The following is a 21709-nucleotide window of genomic DNA, read 5'->3' as shown; positions in this document are numbered from 1 at the left end:
ATTAAATGAAAATTAAATTAAAATCATAAAACAATCATCGTGCGCAACAATCGACAAGATGATCATTTACCATTCCCGTTGCTTGCATGTGCGCATAGACAACGGTGGAACCTAAAAATTTGAAGCCCCGTTTTTTCAAATCTTTTGCTAGCGCGTCCGATATTTCGGTTGTTGCAGGAACATCTTTTAAAACTTTCGGTTGGTTTTCAATAGGTTTTCCGTTAACAAATCCCCAGATATATTTTGAAAAACTTCCAAAGTCTTTTTGAACTTCCATAAAACGTTTGGCATTATTCACGGTGGCTAAAATTTTTAATCTATTTCTGATAATTCCTGCATTTGCCAGCAATTCTTCAATTTTAGAATCATCATAATTCGCAATTACTTTATAATCAAAATTATCAAAAGCGCGTTTGAAGTTATCACGTTTTCTAAGAATCGTAATCCAGCTAAGTCCCGCCTGAAAACTTTCTAACACCAAAAACTCAAATATGGTTTCATCATCATACACCGGTTTTCCCCATTCGTTATCGTGATAGTCGATGTACAACGCATCTTTGCCGCACCAACCGCAACGTATTTTTTCCATATTGTGAAAAATTTATTATGAAACTTTTGTGAAAATACAGATTTTATTTAACATCCTTTACAAATCCTATGGAACAATATTTGAAAATAATTAAACACAAACATTAAAATCAAAATACAATGGAAAATCAGGATTACAACAAAGCCAAAAATCTTGTGAATGACGCCAAAGAATCTTTGAACAGCTTCACGAACGATACCCAAGAAAAAATCACACAACTGGCTAACCAAGCCAAAAACTACATAGAAGAACAAAAAAGAAACAATCAGGAACCTAGCAAAAATGGCTTTTTTGATCAATTAAAAAATTCAGTTGCCAATGCCTGGGACGATACGAAAGATTTTGCGGAAGAAGCTTGGCAAAAAACAAAACATACAAGCTCGGAGCTTTACGACAAAGCATCGGACAAGGCTGAAGAAATCAAAGACGACATCAATGACAAACTCGATTCTCAGAAAGAAAATTAACTTGAGAGTCATCTTCATATTAACACACTATTTTTCAGAAGAGAGGAAATTGAATTTCCTCTTTTTTTTGTTTAAGAATAAAATTATCTTTGACAATCAAAAGTTTATCAATGACAATTAAATCATATTTAATAATTGGAGCAAGTTTATTCGGAAATTGGATGTTTTCGCAAGCGGTGCCTTACTATTCGTCTATCGCTAACCAAGTTACACAAACCAATATTACCAACCATCTTCAGGAGTTTGAAAATATCGGTGTTAAAACAACAGGAAGCTCCAAACTTAATCAGGCTTTAGCTTGGCTTAAAGGAAAATACACCAGTTTTGGTTATACAGCATCCCAAATTACAGAACAAAGCTTTAGCTATCAAGGTTCTACTTCCAGCAACTTAATTGTTACCAAAACTGGCACCAAATATCCAAATACTTTTGTCATTATTTGTGGACATTACGACACGCTTAACGGGCCTGGGACCAACGATAACGGAAGTGGCGTATCGGTAATTCTGGAAATCGCACGACTTTTACAAAATATAGAAACCGAGTATTCTATTAAATTCATCAACTTTGCAGGTGAAGAACAAGGCCTTATCGGAAGTTCGCGTTATGTAAGCAATGTGGTGAATGCTACTTCTCCAAAAATGAATATCAAATTAGTCTTCAACATCGATGAAGTGGGCGGAGTTAAAGGAAGGATTAATAACCAAATTACTTGCGAGCAAGACGAAACCTACTCACCGAGTTCCAACAATGCAGCTTCGGCAGCCATTACACAGGATTTAATGACTTACGTTGGCTACTACTCGACGCTTCAGCCAAAATTAGCCCATGCTTACGGATCAGACTATATGCCTTTCGAAGCCAATGGCGAGGTGATTACAGGATTTTATGAAGGCACAGAAAGTTCTTATCCACACACGCAGAACGATACACTTGCCAACCTGGATCCAACTTATGTATATAATGTTGCTAAAGCAGCTACTGGCGCGGCACTTCATTTTACAAATGCCAAAATTTCGAATTTAGCAGTATGTACGCCCGAAGATCAAGTTAATAGTCTTCAGATTTCTCCTAATCCTGCTAAAGATTTTATCACTTTAGAATTTTTAAATAAAAAACTTAAAACCTTCGAATTCAGCTTGGTAGATGTTTTAGGAAAAACAATTTTATCGGTAAAAAATGAAGACCGTATCAACATTCAGAATCTGAAAAAAGGGATCTACTTCGGGACATTAACAATTGATGGCATTTCAAAAACCAAAAAAATATTAATCGATTAAGTAAAGTTATCCCCACTAAGTTCAATAATTAATTATAGCACAATTTTTGTTAACTTTGCCCTATGCAAAAAATTCTTATTGTAGAAGACGAAAAAGCCATTTCTGGTGTACTTCACAGCATCTTATCAGAGGAGCTTACAGATTACGAATTCCAAATCGCCAACGACGGTTTAGAAGCTTTGAAAATTCTTGAAAAAGAAGATTTTTCATTGGTCATTTCTGACATCAAAATGCCAAAACTTTCTGGTACAGAACTACTGAAAGAAACATTGCAAATAAAACCAGAAACAACGTTTGTGATGATTTCTGGACATGCCGATATCGATACCGCTGTTAGTTGTCTTAAAGATGGCGCTTATGATTTCATATCAAAACCCATTGATATTAACCGACTGATTACTAGCGTTAAAAACGCTTTAGACAAAGGTAATCTTCAAAAAGATAATAAAAGTTTAAAGTCCGAAAATTCTCAACTTAAAAAGAAAGTCAATAAAAAGTATCAAATGATTGGAGAATCTCCAGCCTTGAAAATGATACAAGAAATGATCGAAAAAGTAGCGCCTTCGGATGCTAGAGTTCTTATCACAGGTCCCAATGGTGCTGGTAAAGAATTGGTCGCACACGCCATCCACTCTCAAAGCGAAAGATCAAAAGGTCCAATGATTGAAGTTAACTGTGCTGCAATACCGTCAGAACTTATTGAAAGTGAACTATTTGGACATGTTAAAGGTTCTTTTACTGGCGCGATAAAAGATAAGTCAGGGAAGTTTGAGCAAGCCAACGGCGGAACCATTTTCTTGGACGAAATCGGGGATATGAGTTTGGTGGCTCAAGCCAAAGTGCTTCGCGCTTTACAAGAAAGTAAAGTTTCTCCTGTAGGTAGCGACAAAGAAATAAAAGTTGACGTTCGCGTGGTTGCTGCCACCAACAAAGATTTAAATAAAGAAATTGCAGAAGGCAAATTCCGTGAAGATTTGTTCCACAGACTTTCTGTCATCGAAATCAATGTTCCAGCGCTTGATGATCGCAAAAATGATATTCCACTTTTGGTAGAACATTTCGCAAAAATTATTGCTGATGAGCAAGGTACCGCAATTAAAAAATTTGATGATAAAGCGATAAAAGCACTTCAACAATACAGTTGGACAGGTAACATCCGCGAGCTTAGAAATGTTGTAGAAAGGTTGGTAATATTAGGTGCAAATCCTGTATCTACAGAAGATGTAGCTAATTTTGTAAGAAAATAATCGATTTTAATATTCTTTGGAAACCGCAGAACATTAAAATCTGCGGTTTTTTGTTTAAAAAATTAATATATGAAATTTCTAAACCCGAGATATACCCGAGAATCCTTGACCTTGGCGTTACCTGTTATGTTAACACAAGTTGGGCAGGTTTCTGTTAACTTATTCGATAATATTATCGTGGGAAAACTACTAGGTGCCCAAGCTTTAGCATCTGTTTCGTTAGGAAATGCGGTATTTTTTTCGATTTTTGTTCTGGCATTAGGATTTTCTTTTGCCATTCCGCCCTTGGTATCAGAAGCCAAAACTCAGGAAAATCATTCGATGATTAATAATGTTTTTCGGCATGGTTTTGTAATTAATATGACAGTCGGCATTGTTCTCATGCTCGCATTAATTTTTGCACTTCCTCTACTTTATCACATGGATCAACCGAAGGAAATCCTTCCTGACACCATTGATTTTTTGCACATTATGGCGATAAGTATGATTCCGTTTATGATGTTTCAAACTTTACGCGAAGTTTCGGAAGGTCTTAGTTATACGATAGGCGTAACAAAAGCGACAATACTCGCCAATATCATCAATATTATTCTGAATTATGTTTTAATTAAAGGCATGTTCGGATTACCAGCAATGGGCGTCCAGGGTTCGGCAACGGCAACTTTAATTGCTAGAATTTTCATGGTTGTTTTCTTGTATTTTGTGCTGATTAAAGAACCGAAAACAAAACGCTACATCCAAGAATTCAGTTTAAAAATATCAGAATTTAGCAAATCGATGTTCAACAAAATGATAAAACTTGGACTTCCAACAGCATTGCAAATGTTTTTTGAAGTAACCGCTTTTGCAGGCGCAGCTTTTATTTGTGGTTTGATAAGTTCCAAAGACATTGCGTCGCACCAGATTGCATTGTCGATGGCATCTTTCACATTTAATCTGTGTATAGGATTCAGTGTTGCTTCTACGGTTATGATTGGGAACAGGCTAGGAAATCATGATTTTGTTGGTTTACGAAAAGTCGGTATTAATAATCTGAAAATGGCCTTTATATTTATGATTTTTTGTGGTTTAATATTTATCTCATTCCGAGACATTTTACCACATTTCTTCACCAAGAAAAGTGAGGTAGAAGTTATAAGTTTGGCTTCACAATTATTAATTATTGCGGCTTTATTCCAATTATCAGATGGCATACAAGTGGCGGCTTTAGGCGCTTTGCGTGGCATTCAGGATGTTAAAATCCCAAGCATTATTACCTTTGTCGCTTATTGGATTTTTACCATTCCGTTAGGATATTATCTTTGCTACATTCAGAAAATGGGGGCATTGGGAATGTGGATCGCATTAGGAATTGGATTAACAATTTCGGCAGTCCTGTTGGTAACACGTTTTTTAAAATTATCATCTAGATTAATTCATTCAAAATCAAACAATTAAAAAAACACAATATGCAAGTAGACATTAGAAAATTATCTATTGATGATTATGATGAGCTGGCAACGGCAATGAAAAAAGCTTATCCCGATATCGAAGATAATGTTTGGGCAAAACGGAATATTCAGAAGCTAACTTCTATTTTTCCAGAAGGACAATTGTGTATCACCGTTGATGGCAAATTGGTAGCTGCTGCGCTTTCCATTGTTGTAATCTATGAGATTTTTGGCGACCAACATACTTATGAAGAAATTACGGGGCACGAAAGTTTTAACACCCATAGCAATATCGGAAATACACTTTACGGCATCGAAGTTTTTGTAGATCCTGAATACCGAACTTTGCGCTTGGGACGGCGTCTTTATGATGCGCGAAAAGAACTTTGCGAAATCAAAAATCTTAAGTCCATTGTCATCGGTGGTCGTATCCCAAACTACCATCTATACAGCGATGAGTTAACGCCGCGAGAATACATCAAAAAAGTAAGACAAAAAGAAATCTACGACCCTGTACTTAGCTTTCAGTTGTCGAATAATTTTTCGCCCATCAAAGTTTTAAAAGGTTATCTAAAAGGCGATGTCGAGTCCGAAGAATACGCAGTGCTTTTGCAATGGAACAACATCTACTATACCTCCAAAAAAAATACGATGAAAGACAGCGTTATTCGATTGGGATTAGTACAATGGCAAATGCGACATTTCAAAGATATTGATGCTTTTTATCAACAAGTCGAGTTTTTCGTCGATGTCTTAGGAAGTTACGAGTCCGATTTTTGTGTATTCCCAGAACTTTTTAACACACCATTGCTGGCGCAATTCAATGAAATGCACGAGCGCGAAGCCATGGAAAAACTAGCGGAATTAACAGAAGAAATCAGAAATAAAATTTCGGAATATGCCGTAAGTTATAACGTAAACATCATCGCAGGAAGTATGCCAATTATGGAAGATGGCAAAATGTATAACGCCAGTTATCTACTCCACCGCGATGGCAAAATAGACGAATACCGCAAAATACATATCACGCCCAATGAAAGAAGATACTATGGCATGCAGGGTGGTAGCGACATCAAAGTTTTTGATACAGACTGTGGAAAAGTCGGCATCGTTATTTGCTATGATGTCGAATTCCCAGAGTTACCGAGAATTCTCGCAGATGAAGGGATGAAGCTTTTGTTTGTCCCTTATCTTACAGATACGCAAAATGCCTATACACGCGTGCGAAATTGCGCAGCAGCAAGAGCTATAGAAAACGAATGTTACGTAGCCATAACAGGTTGTGTAGGCAACCTTCCAGGGGTTAGCAACATGGACATTCAGTTCGGGCAAGCTGCGGTTTTCACACCGTCGGATTTCGCTTTTCCTTCCAACGCGATAAAAGGTGAAGCCACACCCAATACAGAAATGACACTCATCGTCGATGTGGATCTTAACCTGTTGAAAGAACTCCATTTCAACGGATCTGTACAAGTTATCAAAGACCGTCGAAAAGATCTTTATGAAACGATTAAAAAAGATAATTCGTAATTTGGGTTTTAATCTTATTATAATACAAAGAACTAAACTTTAATAATTTAAAAATGAGCTTAGCAGAAAACTATCAACATATCAAAAACCAACTTCCAAAACATGTTACATTAGTAGCGGTTTCCAAAAATCATCCCATTGAAAAAATCCAAGAAATTTATAATCTTGGACAACGAATTTTTGGTGAAAACAAAGTACAGGAGATGACGGAAAAACAACCCAATCTTCCCGATGATATCCAGTGGCACCTTATCGGACATTTGCAAACGAATAAGGTTAAATATATCGCACCTTTTGTAGCTTTAATACAAAGTGTTGATAGCGAAAAACTCTTATCCGAAATAGATAAACAAGCAGCCAAAAACAACCGAATTATAAAAGTTCTTCTACAAGTTAAAATCGCTGAAGAAGACACCAAAACAGGTCTCGAAGTTTCAGAAGCTAAAGAATTATTTTTAAAATATTTGCAAGACGAATTCCCAAATGTAGAAATAGTTGGATTAATGGGTATGGCAAGTTTCGTAGATGACAAAGCACAAGTTGCCCGCGAGTTTTCTTTTCTAAAAAGACTTTTTGACCAACTATCTATTCAAAAAAAGCTAGAGATTTTATCCATGGGAATGAGCGACGATTTCCCTTTAGCCATTGAGAATGGTGCCAATTCTGTACGTGTCGGCTCAGCCATTTTTGGACAAAGAATTTATTAATTCTTTTTTAATCTTAAAAATAAAAAACATCCAACACAAATAACTTAAGACTAGCAAAATTACCTTCAAAAAATGCTCGAACAACTTCAACAAAAAATAGATTTAAAAACAAAACCACTAGGCGCTTTAGGACAATTAGAACAGCTAGCCTTCAAAATTGGCGCTTCTCAAAACACTTTAACTCCAGAGCTTAAAAATCCACATCTTATCGTGTTTGCTGGTGACCACGGCATTGCGCAGGAAGCTGTCAGCGCATATCCTCCAGAAGTAACCTATCAAATGGTTTTTAATTTTCTAAACGATGGCGCAGCAATCAATGTTTTTTGTAAACAAAATAATATTAATCTAAAAATTGTTGATGCTGGTGTTAATGGCAATTTTGAAGCCCATGACAATTTGCTTCATCGCAAAATCGCGAAAGGAACCAAAAACTTTTTAAAGCACAAAGCCATGTCAGAAGACGAGCTAAAAGCTTGTTTCGACTATTCTCAACAAATGATAGACGAGATTGCAAAATCCGATTGTAACATTATTGGTTTCGGAGAAATGGGCATCGGCAATACCTCGTCGGCATCTATGATTATCAATGCTCTGACAGATATCCCTTTAGAAAATTGCGTAGGACGCGGCACTGGTCTTGATGAACAAGCTGTTCTTAAAAAAATTGAAATTCTCCAAAATGCAAAAAATTTCCATGCTGAAATTAAAGATCCACAACAGGTTTTACAAACTTTCGGAGGTTACGAAGTTGCCCAAATGACTGGTGCAATGTTATCGGCTTTTGAAAACAAAATGCTACTAATGATTGACGGTTTTATCGCAAGCGCCGCATTTTTGGTAGCTTACAAAATGAATCCTGACATATTAAATAATGCCATATTCTGTCATCGTAGTCAAGAAGCTGGGCATCGTTTATTATTAGAATATTTCGGAGAAAAAGCTTTGCTGGATTTAGATTTAAGATTAGGGGAAGGCACAGGCTGCGCGCTCGCCTATCCTTTGATTTTGGCTTCGGTTAATTTTTTAAACGACATGGCAAGTTTCGAAAGTGCAGGCGTTAGCAACAAATAATACACAGCTTTGATTGTAATTTAAAAATGAAAAGAGAATTCCATATTTTTTTAACGGCATTAATGTTTTTTACCAGAATCCCGATTCCGAGTTTCAAAAACTATGACGAAAAACTTCTTAACCAATGCACACGCTATTTTTCTTTGGTAGGAATTTTAGTGGGCGCGATTTCATTTCTGGCTTTTGCATTATCAAGCTTTCTGTTCCCTACAGAGATTGCAGTGATATGGTCTTTGGTGGCAGGTGTTCTGGTAACAGGCGCTTTTCACGAAGATGGTTTTGCAGATGTCTTCGATGGTTTTGGTGGCGGTTGGACCAAAACAAAAATCCTTGACATTATGAAAGACAGCCGACTAGGAACTTACGGAACTGTGGCTTTGATTTTTCTGTTTGGTCTAAAAGTTTATACATTGACCACTTTTATCAATTTTGCAAAAGGCGATTGGCTTTTCATTTTTGCTGGTTTTATTTGTTATCATGCTTTGGCAAGAACTGCGGGCATTACGCTAAGTTTTTTGATACCTTATTCTCGCGAAGATGCAACGAGTAAGAGCAAACCATTGGCAAAATCTTTCACTTGGAAAGAGGTTTTTGGCGCTTACATTTTTGGTTGTTTTAGCTTGATATTTTTAGTAACTTTCTCCCTGCATTTTTTAGCGACAATCCCTGTTTTAATGCTATTAATAATCTATTCAAAATATTATTTTAATAAATGGATAGATGGCTTCACAGGAGATTGCCTCGGCGCTGTAGAACAGTTTGCAGAGATTTTTATTTTATTAACGATAATTGCAGTATGTCAATATATATAGTACGTCACACCGAAGTGGATATTCCGAAAGGGACTTGTTATGGGCAATTGGACGTGCCTCTGAAGAAAAATTTTGAAAAGGAATTTGCGAAACTAAAACGACTGCTTCCCAAAAAAATTGATCTTGTTTACAGTAGTCCTAGCCAACGTTGTACAGCTTTTGCTAAATTTCTTGATCCTAAATATAAAACCGATAAAGCTTTACTCGAACTTAATTTTGGAGATTGGGAAGGTCAACTGTGGCAAGAGATTCCAGAAAACGAACTAAAAATATGGAGTGAAAATTTCGTAACCGAACGCCCTACTCATGGCGAAAACCTTCTGGAATTGTTTGAACGTACTGGCCATTTTTTTAACACATTAAGATTGTTAGACGATCAAGATATTGTGGTTGTCGCGCATGCTGGCGTCATCCGTTGTATGATTGCAAATATGTTACAAATTCCTTTGGAAAATATTTTTAAAATTCAGGTTGGTTTTGGAAAAGTCTATAAGTTTGATCTTAAAGATGACTCGCAAATGGACCAATGGTTTATTTAAATTTTATTTATTTAAAGCTTTTGTCTTTTTAAAACTAAATATCGCCATCAACACGCCAGAAGCGACCCAAAACAACAAGCCACAAGGCCAATATTGATGATATACAATTTCGAAAATTTCTAAATTTAATAGATAATCTAAAAAGTAAAGCGACATCATTCCGGCTGAAAAATAGGCGAAATAATTAGAAATTTTCTTCTTATAAAATAGCCAAGACAAAACCAAAGTGATGTTGGAAAACCACACAATAAAATCTGGAACATACTCCAAAAGCATTATCCAGCCCAATGTTAAAAACTCGTATCCAAAACCTTCTAGACCATAGCCAGAAGTCGTCGTGTTTAACGGAAATCTTAGATAAACTGGCAATATTAAACTCAGTACAAAACAAATAATGCTCGCCAAGAGCCCGTACTTTTCTTTTGGAATTTTCATCATCTATAGAATTATTTCAAAATTATCATTAAAACTCAAACTACCTTCTTGTATCGTATTTGGGTGAGAAGTGAAACCTTTTAGTTTCGATGTTTTTCCTTTTTTCACTAAATCAAAAATCTGCTTTTCATTTAATTTTTTTCCAAAAACGTCAAACGGAACTTTGAAACCACAAGCTTTATAATCCGAACAGCCAATTGCAGTTTTGCCCTTCATCAACTTATTCGCCTTACATTTTGGACAATTTTCTTCTTCCCAAATAATGACTGTCGGTTTTCTTGGTGCGCGTTCTTTCTTCTCTTTAACTTCAATAGCATCCTGATGAACAATTACTTTCGGTTTTTCGTGAATAACTTTTCTGGTAAGATTGGTCACCATCTGGATCAGTTCATCTTTAAAATGATTGGCTTCATATTCGCCACGTTCGATTTTACGAAGTTTAAACTCCCATTCTCCTGTTAATTCAGGGCTTTTGAGGAGTTCGTCTTCAATGGTATCAATGAGTTCTATACCGACTGAAGTTGCAAAAATATTTTTCTTTTTACGATCAATATATTTTCTTTTAAACAAAGTTTCGATGATATTGGCTCTTGTAGAAGGTCGTCCGATACCATTATTTTTGAGCATTTCGCGAAGCTCTTCATCTTCGACTTGCTTACCCGCAGTTTCCATAGCACGTAGCAAAGTTGCCTCTGTATAAGCTTTGGGTGGACTTGTTTTCCCTTGATGGATCAAAGGTTCGTGCTCACCTTTCTCTCCTATTTCAAAACTCGGAATTGCTTGTTCTTCGTCTTTATCTTTTTTTTCAGAATCGTCTTTTTTGTCTTTTGCATAAACTTCGCGCCAGCCAAGTTCCAAAATTTGTTTTCCCGAAGCTTTGAAAGGGATTGTTCCTACTTGCGCTTCTACCAAAGTGTTCGAGATTTTACATTCTGGATAGAATACAGCAATAAAACGTTTTGCTATCAAATCATAAATCAGCTTTTCTTCCTTGCTAAGATTGGAACTCGGTGGAATTTCTGTCGGAATAATCGCGTGGTGATCCGTCACTTTAGAATCATCAAAAACCGCTTTTGATTTCGGAATTGCTTGCGATAATAAAGGCGCAGTCCATTCAGCATAAAACTTCATCGATGCTAAAATCCCAGCAATTTTTGGGTACAAATTTTCCGAAAGATAAGTCGTATCAACTCTGGGGTAAGTCGTGTGTTTTTTCTCGTAAAGACTCTGGATATATTTCAGCGTATTCTCAGCAGAAAAGCCATATTTTTTGTTAGCCTCAACCTGAAGCGCCGTCAAATCAAATAAACGTGGATTTTTTTCTCGTCCTTCTTTAATCTCAAAAGCTATGATTTCAAACAAATGTTGTTTGAGATATTCTAAACCTTTTTCGGCTTTGTCCAAAGTTTTTAAACGATCGATAGCGGCATTAAAAACGACTTCTCTATATTTCGTTTTCAGCTCCCAATATTCTTCTGTTTGGAAAGCATCAATCTCTTTTTGACGCTGTACCAACATCGCTAAAGTTGGCGTCTGGACGCGACCTATGGACAAAACTGCTTTGTTTCCGCCATATTTTTTTGTGAAAAGTCGGGTAGCATTTATGCCTAAAAGCCAATCGCCAATGGCGCGTGCATTTCCTGCTAAATATAGATTTTTGTAATCGTCTGCAGATTTCAAATTCGAGAAACCATCTTTAATAGCATCTTCTGTCAAAGACGAAATCCAAAGGCGCTTCATCGGTTTGTTACATTTTGCTTTTTGCAAAACCCAACGTTGTATCAACTCTCCTTCTTGTCCAGCATCCCCGCAGTTGATGACTTCGTCGCATTCTTCAACTAATTTTTCTATGGTTCGGAATTGTTTTTCTACGCCTGGATTTTGGATTAGTTTAATTCCAAAATTCTGTGGAATAATGGGAAGAAAAATTAAATCCCAAGATTTGTAATGTGGGCTGTAATCTTGCGGTTCTTTGAGGGTGCAAAGGTGACCAAATGTCCATGTCACACAATAACCATTACCTTCGTAATAGCCTTGTTTGGGCATATCTGCGCCCAATACTTTGGCAATATCTCGGGCAACACTTGGTTTTTCGGCAATACACAATTTCATAGGAACCACTTCATTTTTTGAAAGTTTTACAAACTTCGACAATTTTTAGTTAAAAGACAATTTGCTTTAGTTTTAAATTTTTTATTAAAGATCTTTGTTGGAAAAATCAATTGTCTAGAATTAAATTTAAAAACTAAATTTGTAAAATGACAGCTGAGAAACGACAACTTATAGAAAAAAGTTTTAACAATTCGGAAACGCTCAAATTTTACAAAGCAAACTTAGAAAAGCTTGACAAGGATTTTATATCGATAAAAATCCCGAAACAAGAGATGATGACGCGCAAAGCGGGCATGTTCAACGGTGCAATGATGGCTTCATTGGTTGATGTGTCGTCTGGTTATGCTGCTGTTAGTCATTACGAAGACGATTGCTATGTTGTGACCGTAGAACTAAAAGTTAATTATCTGAGACCTGCAATTGGTGAAGCTTTACTAAGTAAATCCTATGTGGTGAAAGGCGGAAAAAGTATCAGTGTTATCCGTACGGAAATCTATTGCATCAGTGACAACGGAAAAGAGTCGCATGTTGCCACTTCTCTTGTAACCATGATGCGTTTAAAATAAAAAGAGCTTCAACAAATGTTGAAACTCTTTTATTAATTTATTTAGATTTTGTCATGATTTCTTGTGCTTTGTAAAGCTCGCGTTCTGCTTTGTAAATTCTGAATTTGGCTTCGTAACCATCTGGAATATAAAGTACAATCGGCATTCTTCCGTTATAATCTGTAAAGTAACCTTTAGATTTAACAAATTCATTTTTTGGTTTTGCATTAGGACAAGCCATCATCGTTGAAGGCGTTGCACCATCTGTTTTGAAGGTTAAATAATTATACCCCCAACCTTTCAGCTCCGAAGTTGAGAATTCTCCAGATAACCAAATTTTGTTACAACCATCTGTCTGCATGGTTTTACCAACAAAAATTTCAAGTTTTTTATTGATATCATTTTCAGAATGTGGCACTTCTATCACCACTTGCTTCATCCCTTTTTCAGCTTTTGGAAAAGGTGTAATATCTACTTTCATTGTATTTTGTGCAGAAAAAGTTCCGCTTATTAAAATTGCACCAGTAAAAAGGCTCACCGCCATTAATTTTTTCATAAACTTTAAATTTCGGTTTTAGTGGCAAGTTCTATACCAAACAATTGTTTAATTTCCTCTTTTATAACGCTTCACTCCCAAATAACATAAGTATAAAAATATGAGCCAAATCGGAATTAATTCCACTGAAATTTTAAGTCCTGTAAACCACATAATTACCAGAACCCCGAATAAGAAAACCAAACAAATATAATTGGTCAAAGGATATGCAAAACTTGGAAACTTTGTTTTTTCACCTTTCTGCGCTTGCTTGAATTTAAGATGTGTGTAGCTAATCATAATCCAGTTAATCACCAAACAAGAAACGACCAAAGACATCAATATCTCTAATGCTTCTTCTGGAATTAATTTATTAATAACGATACAGATTGCAGCAAAAGCGGCCGATACCAAAATCGCCATCACAGGAACATGACTTTTGTTTAATCTGGTTAAAAACTTCGGGGCATTTCCTTGTTCTGCAAGCCCGAATAACATGCGACTATTACTGTAAACACTACTATTATAAACAGATAGCGCCGCTGTTAAAACAATAATATTAAGAACATTAGCAATGAGTTTTGTAAAATAAATGGTCGTCCCAAACACATCTAATTGGAAACCATTTAGTCGTTCAAAAACCATAACGAAAGGACTACTTCCGGCCGTAATTTTTTCCCAAGGTGACAACGAAAACAAAATAATTAACGCACCAACATAGAAAATCAAAATTCTATAGATAACTTGATTGGTCGCTTTAGGAATATTTTTCTCAGGATTTTCGGCTTCTGCAGCAGTAATGCCGACAAGCTCCAAACCGCCAAACGAAAACATAATCAATGCCATAGCCGCCAAAAGTCCCACAAATCCACCTTGCCCGTCAGAATCTATCCAACCTTTTGGGAAAAATCCACCGTTGTTCCAAAGGTTTGAGACTTTGGCATCCTCGCCTCCTGTTCCACTTAACAACAAATAACTTCCAAAAATAATCATCGCTATAATCGCAACAACTTTAACAATAGAGAACCAAAATTCTGCTTCACCATACACTTTTACAGAAGCTAAGTTAAGGGCATTAATAACAAAAAAGAAAAACAAACTTGATACCCACAACGGAATCTCGGGCCACCAAAACTGTACATATACTCCAATAGCGGTCAACTCTGCCATACTTACGAGAATGTACAACAACCAATAATTCCAGCCAGAAGCAAAACCGGCAAAACTTCCCCAATACTTGTACGCGAAATGACTAAAACTCCCAGATACAGGTTCCTGAACAACCATTTCTCCTAATTGTCGCATAATAAAAAATGCGATAAGTCCTGCAACGGCATATCCCAAAATTACAGATGGACCTGCTAAAACCGCGGCCGGGCCAATACCAAGAAATAATCCTGTACCAATCGCGCCTCCCAAAGCAATCAATTGAATATGACGATTTTTAAGCCCGCGTTTTAATTCGGTTTTAGATTCTGTAGTTTGTTGTTGTGTCTCCAAATTTTTTGTTTTAAATAAAGTCCCTAAAATAGTAATTTAATTGAAAACTAAATTTATTTTTTTACGCCTATGTCCATTTCTGTTTAATATGACAGAACTTAAAAATAAAATTAATTTTTATTGACTCTTGCTTTAGATTAACTTTGCAAAATGCAAATCGATACTATTTTAGCTAAACTACAGATTGAGTCGCTCAATACCATGCAACATGCAGCTTACAAAACCAGCGACAAACATCAAGATTTAGTCTTACTTTCTCCCACAGGTTCTGGAAAAACCTTAGCCTTTTTGTTCCCGATTTTACGAAATCTAAAAAAAGACAAAAAAGGCGTACAAGCACTTATCATGGCGCCTTCCAGAGAATTGGCTCTGCAAATTGAACAGGTTTTCAAAAGTATGGGAACCGGTTTTAAAGTCAATTCTTGTTATGGCGGACACGCTGTCAAGATTGAAGAGAACAATTTTATCGAGCCGCCAGCAGTTTTGGTTGGGACGCCTGGACGAATTGCATTTCATATTCGGAATCAAAATTTTAATCCAAAAACTATAGAAACTTTGGTATTGGATGAGTTTGATAAATCTCTGGAATTTGGATTTACAGAAGACATGTCTTTTATCATAGGAAAAATGAATGGTCTGAAACATCGTTTGCTAACATCCGCAACCGACCTTAAGGAAATCCCTGATTTTACTGGACTTGAAGAAGCTAAGTACATTGACTTCTTACGCGAAAAGCAAGTTAAATCTAATCTCACTTTGAAAAAAGTAATGAGTGAACCAGAGGAAAAACTGGAAACTTTAATTGCGCTTATCGGAAAAATTGGCGCAAAAAACACCTTGATATTCTGCAACCATCGCGATGCGGTTAACCGAATAAGTGAACTTTTAAAACAAAACAAAGTCACCCACGAATCTTTTCATGGCGGGATGGAACAAGACGAACGCGAGCGCGCTTTGCTAAAGTTCCGAAACGGAAGTATCCGTATTTTGATAACGACAGATTTGGCAGCGCGCGGCCTCGACATTCCAGAAGTTGAAGCGATTATCCACTATCAGCTTCCTCCAAAAGAAGATGCTTTTATCCACAGAAATGGTCGTACAGCGCGTATGAATGCCTCAGGAATTGCCTATCTCATCATGACCACAGAAGAACAATATCCTTTTATAAAACCAAATGTTGAAGAAGTCAAACTAAGCACAGATTACAAACTTCCACAGACCGCAGCTTTCAAAACCTTGTACATCAGCGCAGGAAAAAAAGACAAAATCAACAAAGTCGATATCGTTGGATACCTTATCAAAACTGGTGGTTTGGAAAAAGATGATGTCGGTCTTATCGAAGTCAAGGATACCAGCGCTTACGTTGCGGTTAAAGAAACTAAAGTCAAAAACTTACTTGCCAATCTTGTTAATAGAAAGCTAAAAGGTAAAAAAGTAAAAATTGAAATCGCATTATAAAGCAATATAAATCCTCAAATAATTATTGAGGATTTTTTTATTTTTAAATATCAAAAGCTTAAAAAAGTCTAATTTTATAAAAATATCTAAGATGGAACATTATATTCTGGAATCTACTTTAGACTTTCTAAAAGAATTGCAACGCAATAACAAGCGCGATTGGTTCAACGAAAACAAAGCTTTATATATCGAAGCGCAACAGAACTTCATAAAAGTTGTTGACGACATCATCCACGGAATTGCGAATTTTGATGAAAGTGTCGAACGACTGGAAGCAAAATCTTGTGTTTTCAGAATTTATAAAGACACACGATTTTCAAAAGATAAAATACCTTACAAAACCAATATGGGCGCTTCTTTGCGAGAAAAAGGCAGCAAAACCTTGAGCCATTCTGGTTATTACATTCATCTAGAACCTGGCAAATCTTTTTTGGCGGGTGGCGTTTATATGACCGAAACTGCCAATCTGAAACTTATTCGACAAAAAATAAGTACTGAATCTCAAAGCTTTTTAAACATTATTAATAACAAAAATTTTAAGGAAAAACTAGAAATGCGCGGTGAAAAATTAGTGAGGATTCCACAAGGATTTGACAAAGAAGATCCTATGGAAGATTATCTAAAATTCAAGCAATTCACTGTTTTTCATGAATTATCGGATAAAGAAATTTTGGATCCTCATGTTGTTAAAAACGCTGTAGATGTTTTTAAAATCATACATCCGTTCAATCAATTTTTGGCTGATGCAATTAATAATGACTAAATAAAAATTATCTCAAAATTTCGGTCTTGAAACATAAAAAACAGCAACAATAAATTTTGTTGCTGTTCTTATTTTATTTAAAAAAGGATTAAAAATCCAAATATCAATTTTACATATAAGCTTCAATTGGCTCACAAGTACAGATTAAGTTTCTGTCACCATAAGCTTCATCAATTCTTGATACGGTTGCAAAGAATTTGTGATCGCGTACCCAATCCAATGGATAAGCCGCTTTCTCTCTACCATAAGGTTTGTCCCAAGCGTCAGAAATAATAACTTGCTCTGTGTGTGGTGCATTTTTCAAGACATTGTTGTCTTTGTCCGCTTCACCATTTGCAATTTCGTCAATCTCATGTTTGATTGCGATTAGCGCTTCCGCGAATCTGTCGATTTCTGCTTTACTTTCAGATTCTGTTGGTTCAATCATTAAAGTTCCAGCTACTGGGAAACTAACTGTTGGCGCATGGAATCCGTAGTCCATCAAACGCTTTGCAACATCAGCAACCTCAATTCCTAAAGCTTTGAATTGGCGGAAATCAACGATACATTCGTGAGCTACTTTTCCATTTTCATTCGAATATAAAATTGGGAAATGATCTGCCAAAATTTCTTTCAGATAATTAGCATTAAGAATCGCATGCTCTGTTGATTTTTTAAGACCATAAGTTCCTAACATTTTGATGTAAGCATAAGAAATATTAAGAATTAAACCTGAACCATAAGGCGCTGCAGAAATAGCATCAATCGCCTCTTTTCCACCCGTTTGGATATTGGCATTGCTCGGTAAGAATGGCACCAAATGTTCTGCCACACAGATTGGGCCAACGCCTGGACCGCCGCCACCATGAGGAATCGCAAAAGTTTTGTGTAAGTTAAGGTGACAAACGTCTGCCCCGATATTACCTGGACTTGTGAAACCTACTTGCGCATTCATATTCGCGCCATCCATATAGACTTGTCCGCCATGTGCGTGGATAAGTTCTGTAATTTCTTTCACGTTTTTATCGAAGAATCCGTAGGTTGACGGATAAGTAATCATAATCGCCGAAAGATTTTCTGAGTGTTGCTCAACTTTAGCTTTTAGATCTTCAAAATCAATTTCTCCGTTTTCTAAGTTTTTAACCACAACGATTTTCATTCCTGCCATCGCTGCCGAAGCTGGGTTGGTACCATGAGCAGATTGTGGAATTACAACGACATTTCTGTGATGTTCGCCTCTTGATTTATGATATTCGCGGATTACCATAAGTCCTGCGTATTCTCCTTGCGCACCAGAATTTGGTTGAAGTGAAGTTCCTGCAAAACCAGTAATTTCAGCTAAATCTTTTTCTAATTCTTGAATTAATTTTTGGTAACCTGCTGCTTGATCTCTTGGTACAAATGGGTGAACACTTCCCCATTCTGGCCAAGATAAAGGCAACATTTCTGTTGCAGCATTCAGTTTCATTGTACAAGAACCTAGAGAAATCATCGAGTGTGTTAATGATAAATCTTTACGTTCTAGACGTTTAATATAACGCATTAATTCGGTTTCTGTATGGTATTTGTTAAAGACTTCTTCTTTTAGAATTTCGTCTTTTCTAAGCATATCCGCAGGAATCGAAATTTCTTCTTTTAATTCTAATTGATAAGCTTGTTTGCCCTTAAAGCTTGCAAGCGTATTAACTAATTTCTGAAGTTTAGCAAGTGTGCTTGTTTCGTTAATAGCAATGCTTACAAAACCTTCTGTGAAATAGTTAAGGTTAATCTTATGATCAAGCATCAACATACGTAAAGCCGTTTTTTCCTCCTCTTGCATTCTGAATTTAACAGTGTCAAAAACAGGTTCTGCAACCACATCATAACCTAAAATTTGCAATGTGCTTTTTAGCGCATTCGTTTTGTAATGAATTTGATTTGCGATAAAATCTAAACCTTGAGGCCCATGATAAACCGCATACATCCCTGCCATAACGGCTAATAATACTTGCGCTGTGCAAATGTTGGAAGTTGCTTTCTCTCGTTTGATATGTTGCTCTCTCGTTTGTAAAGCCATACGAAGCGCACGTCTTCCATATATATCTTGAGAAACCCCTATGATACGACCAGGAATATCTCTTTTGTAATCTTCTTTACAAGCATAAAATGCCGCGTGAGGGCCACCATACCCCATAGGAATTCCGAAACGTTGCGTGGTACCAACGGCACAATCTGCGCCCATAGAAGCTGGCGATTTTAATTTCACCAACGCCATTGGATCACAAGCTACAACCACTTGTAGGTCTAATGTTTTATACTCCGCGATTTTTTCTGTATAGTCTATAACAATGCCGTTCTTCCCTGGATACTGCAATAATACACCATAGTAAGAATCGTTAAGTTGTTCTTCATAATTACCAACAACCAAGTCAATTCCTAAACCTTCTGCTTTGGTTTTAAGAACCGAAATCGTTTGAGGTAAAACTAAATCCGAAACAAAAAACTTAATCGCATTACTTTTCTTTTGATCTTTAGTTCTGTTGTTGAAAAACATGTGCATAGCTTCTGCAGCCGCAGTAGACTCATCTAGCAATGATGCATTAGCCAACTGAAAACCGGTCAAATCACAAACTACCGTTTGGAAGTTAAGCAAAGCTTCTAGACGACCTTGTGCAATTTCTGCCTGATATGGTGTGTAAGCTGTGTACCAAGATGGATTTTCTAAGATATTCCTTTGTATTGCCGATGGCAAAATCGTGTTATGATATCCAAATCCAATGTAATTATCGAACATCGCATTTTGCGAAGCCAAGTCTTTAGAATGTAAAAGCATTTCGTACTCCGAAAGAGCTTCCGAAATCTCTAAATCTTTTTCTAAACGGATGGCATCTGGAATGGTTTGCGAAATGAGTTCTTCAATAGAATCAACGCCTATTCTTTTTAACATTGCCGCTTTGTCAGCGTCATTCAGGCTAATGTGACGGTTCACAAACTGCTGTGTATTCATCTATACTTTTTATTAGAAATTATCAAATTAATGCGTGTAAATTTACGATAAATAACAGAAATCTCAAAGCCTATTATTGATAACATAACAATTGAAAACATGAATTTCATCATTTCAAAAAAACCACAAAGTATGTCTTAAATTATGACTGAAATCTATTATTAAATAATAAAAATTCAAACAAACTAAAAATTGTACATCAATTATGAATTGACAAATGCTTAAAAACTTTTAAAAATCAACTTTTACCAAACTACCAAAAGTATTTATGACATGACAAAAATCTTATAATGCTATTTAGAATTAATAAAAGTATTGTTTGTAATTATTCTAAATTAATTTATATTTGCATTATGAATCAGCCAATTATTGCTTTTAAAGTTCCAGCTTTGACACCTGCATTTTCAGCAAGTGATGAAATGTTTTGTAGTAAAAAAAATTGTTGCAAAAAGTTTAAAAAAGGAAAACGTTGCAAAAAATGTCCTGGAAGAGCCAAAATGGCTTAGAAGCATTTCTTTGCAAATAATAAAACAATGACAACAAATAATACGAAACTGATGATTTTTAAAATCTCAGTCTGACTTTTCCTTTCAGTGGTTTTCACCTTATCTTCTTGACGCGGATTTTCTAGTCGCTGTTTTCTTTCGGGCTTCTCCTCTACTTCATTTTCGCCCAATTTTGTAATCGTAATCGCCTGTACCACGGTTTTGTGTAAACTTGTATTGGTCGCATGTAACAATAGTTGAAATTTTCCCTGACTATCAAACTGCGTTATTTTGAAACGTCTTTCACCACTCGCTTTTTCTAAACCAAAAGGTAAAATCTTCACCAAATCGGCGTCATAAGTTTGCCAATACAATCGGATCTCATCGCCTAATCTTGCTCTAATTTTGTCGGAATGGAATTTCTGGATTTTTGGAGGAAGTTTAGATTTTATATTCTGGTGCGCGCTATTCAGCTGCTCATCGTAAGATCTGCGACGTTCGGTATCAATTAAAACTTCATAAGCTTCCTGAACTTCTCGGAACCGCAACTCGAAAAAATCATCGTTATCATTTTTATCAGGATGGTATTTCATTGACAATTTTCGATAGACTTTTTTGATGTCTTCCGCAGAAGCATCTTGAGAAATACCAAGAAAATAGTAATAGTCCTTCATCTGATAACTTGGACAAAATTAAAAAAACGAAGAGAGATTTCCCTTCGTTTCTGTATTTTTTTAGTTTTAAATAAAAAATTATCCTTCGTAGCCAGCGTCATTGCTGTAATTTACCATCCAGCCAATTCCGAATTTATCTTCGAAACTTCCAAAATAATCACCCCAAAACTGATCCTCTAATGGCATTTCTATTTTGCCTCCAGCAGAAAGTCCATTGAAAATACGTTCGGCATCTTCTCGGGATTCTGGAAAAATAGAAACATAATTGTTATTGCCTTTTACCAAAGCTTGCCCGAATTCTGGAATGGTATCCGAGCCCATCAAAAGGTCGCCGCCAATTGGCAAAGCAATGTGCATGACACGTTTTTTTGAATCTTCGGAAAGTTGCTCCATTCCTGGAGCATTGCCCATTCTGTGGATTTCTCCAGCAAATTCGCCTCCGAAAACGGATTTGTAAAAATTGAATGCTTCTTCTGCTTGACCATCAAAATTGAGGTACGAATTTAATTTTGCCATAGTTTTATGATTTAACGTTATATTAGTGATTAAAGTTAACAGACTAAAC

At 36.2% G+C, this 21709-nt stretch carries 20 protein-coding genes; 12 read left to right on the top strand and 8 right to left on the bottom strand.

Translation table 11 applies throughout. The features are described 5' to 3' along the window. Positions 1-34 precede the first annotated feature (34 nt). On the bottom strand, positions 35-589 hold the full coding sequence (locus G6R40_RS01425; protein WP_165130861.1) for a DNA-3-methyladenine glycosylase I: 555 nt from the start codon (positions 587-589) through the stop codon (positions 35-37). 119 nt (positions 590-708) lie between these two features. On the opposite strand from G6R40_RS01425, the gene G6R40_RS01420 reads away from it, so the two are divergent. The 9 genes from G6R40_RS01420 (at position 709) to cobC (ending at position 9672) form a co-directional block, all read left to right on the top strand. After that, a complete protein-coding gene (locus tag G6R40_RS01420) occupies positions 709-1056 on the top strand; it encodes a hypothetical protein (RefSeq protein WP_165130859.1) in 348 nt (115 codons plus the stop codon). Between the two features lie 110 nt (positions 1057-1166). After that, a complete protein-coding gene (locus G6R40_RS01415; RefSeq protein WP_165130857.1) occupies positions 1167-2336 on the top strand; it encodes a M28 family peptidase in 1170 nt (389 codons plus the stop codon). Positions 2337-2398: 62 nt separating this feature from the next. After that, positions 2399-3583 carry a sigma-54-dependent transcriptional regulator gene (locus G6R40_RS01410; protein ID WP_165130855.1) on the top strand — a complete coding sequence of 395 codons (1185 nt, stop codon included), beginning with the start codon at positions 2399-2401 and terminating at the stop codon, positions 3581-3583. 69 nt (positions 3584-3652) lie between these two features. After that, positions 3653-5020, top strand: coding sequence for an MATE family efflux transporter (locus G6R40_RS01405; RefSeq protein ID WP_165130853.1), 1368 nt, complete (start codon positions 3653-3655; stop codon positions 5018-5020). Positions 5021-5031: 11 nt separating this feature from the next. Then, positions 5032-6543 carry a carbon-nitrogen hydrolase family protein gene (locus G6R40_RS01400; protein WP_165130851.1) on the top strand — a complete coding sequence of 504 codons (1512 nt, stop codon included), beginning with the start codon at positions 5032-5034 and terminating at the stop codon, positions 6541-6543. Positions 6544-6596: 53 nt separating this feature from the next. Next, positions 6597-7250: a YggS family pyridoxal phosphate-dependent enzyme gene (locus tag G6R40_RS01395; RefSeq protein WP_165130849.1), complete on the top strand. Its 654-nt coding sequence runs from the start codon at positions 6597-6599 to the stop codon at positions 7248-7250. A 72-nt stretch (positions 7251-7322) separates the two neighbouring features. Continuing rightward, on the top strand, positions 7323-8321 hold the full coding sequence (gene cobT / locus G6R40_RS01390; RefSeq protein ID WP_165130847.1) for a nicotinate-nucleotide--dimethylbenzimidazole phosphoribosyltransferase: 999 nt from the start codon (positions 7323-7325) through the stop codon (positions 8319-8321). A gap of 26 nt (positions 8322-8347) precedes the next feature. Next, positions 8348-9133, top strand: a complete 786-nt coding sequence (locus G6R40_RS01385; protein WP_165130845.1) for an adenosylcobinamide-GDP ribazoletransferase — start codon at positions 8348-8350, stop codon at positions 9131-9133. Next, positions 9118-9672, top strand: coding sequence for an alpha-ribazole phosphatase (gene cobC / locus G6R40_RS01380; RefSeq protein WP_165130843.1), 555 nt, complete (start codon positions 9118-9120; stop codon positions 9670-9672). Before G6R40_RS01385 ends, cobC begins: the two co-directional genes overlap by 16 nt. Before the next feature lie 3 nt (positions 9673-9675). Here the strand turns inward: cobC and G6R40_RS01375 are convergent, their stop codons facing one another. Both G6R40_RS01375 and G6R40_RS01370 read right to left on the bottom strand, forming a co-directional pair. Next, the gene (locus G6R40_RS01375; protein ID WP_165130841.1) at positions 9676-10110 is read right to left on the bottom strand and encodes a hypothetical protein; all 435 of its coding nucleotides are present in this window, start codon (positions 10108-10110) and stop codon (positions 9676-9678) included. Continuing rightward, positions 10111-12219, bottom strand: coding sequence for a type IA DNA topoisomerase (locus G6R40_RS01370; protein ID WP_165137461.1), 2109 nt, complete (start codon positions 12217-12219; stop codon positions 10111-10113). It lies immediately after the preceding gene. Positions 12220-12365: 146 nt separating this feature from the next. Here G6R40_RS01370 and G6R40_RS01365 point away from each other — a divergent pair, with 146 nt between their 5' ends. Beyond that, complete coding sequence (locus tag G6R40_RS01365; protein ID WP_165130839.1) at positions 12366-12785, top strand: PaaI family thioesterase; 420 nt, start codon at positions 12366-12368, stop codon at positions 12783-12785. Between the two features lie 37 nt (positions 12786-12822). On the opposite strand, the gene G6R40_RS01360 is transcribed toward G6R40_RS01365, so the two are convergent. Beyond that, complete coding sequence (locus G6R40_RS01360; RefSeq protein ID WP_165130837.1) at positions 12823-13320, bottom strand: ecotin family protein; 498 nt, start codon at positions 13318-13320, stop codon at positions 12823-12825. Between the two features lie 48 nt (positions 13321-13368). Then, positions 13369-14799, bottom strand: coding sequence for an amino acid permease (locus tag G6R40_RS01355; RefSeq protein ID WP_165130835.1), 1431 nt, complete (start codon positions 14797-14799; stop codon positions 13369-13371). A 150-nt stretch (positions 14800-14949) separates the two neighbouring features. On the opposite strand from G6R40_RS01355, the gene G6R40_RS01350 reads away from it, so the two are divergent. Further along, entirely contained in the window at positions 14950-16257 is a 1308-nt protein-coding gene (locus G6R40_RS01350; protein WP_165130833.1) for a DEAD/DEAH box helicase, read from the top strand. A 91-nt stretch (positions 16258-16348) separates the two neighbouring features. After that, positions 16349-17020, top strand: coding sequence for a DUF2461 domain-containing protein (locus G6R40_RS01345; RefSeq protein ID WP_165130831.1), 672 nt, complete (start codon positions 16349-16351; stop codon positions 17018-17020). A 109-nt stretch (positions 17021-17129) separates the two neighbouring features. Here the strand turns inward: G6R40_RS01345 and gcvP are convergent, their stop codons facing one another. The 3 genes from gcvP to G6R40_RS01330 form a co-directional block, all read right to left on the bottom strand. Next, a complete protein-coding gene (gene gcvP, locus G6R40_RS01340) occupies positions 17130-19985 on the bottom strand; it encodes an aminomethyl-transferring glycine dehydrogenase (RefSeq protein WP_165130829.1) in 2856 nt (951 codons plus the stop codon). A gap of 502 nt (positions 19986-20487) precedes the next feature. Then, positions 20488-21144 (bottom strand): J domain-containing protein, encoded by a 657-nt coding sequence (locus G6R40_RS01335; RefSeq protein ID WP_165130827.1) that lies wholly within the window; start codon positions 21142-21144, stop codon positions 20488-20490. Positions 21145-21222: 78 nt separating this feature from the next. Then, positions 21223-21660, bottom strand: coding sequence for a VOC family protein (locus G6R40_RS01330; protein ID WP_165130825.1), 438 nt, complete (start codon positions 21658-21660; stop codon positions 21223-21225). Positions 21661-21709: the final 49 nt, after the last annotated feature.

It is taken from the genome of Chryseobacterium sp. POL2, from assembly GCF_011058315.1.
Taxonomy (GTDB): Bacteria; Bacteroidota; Bacteroidia; order Flavobacteriales; family Weeksellaceae; genus Soonwooa.
This window is presented reverse-complemented; position numbering and strand designations above follow the sequence as displayed.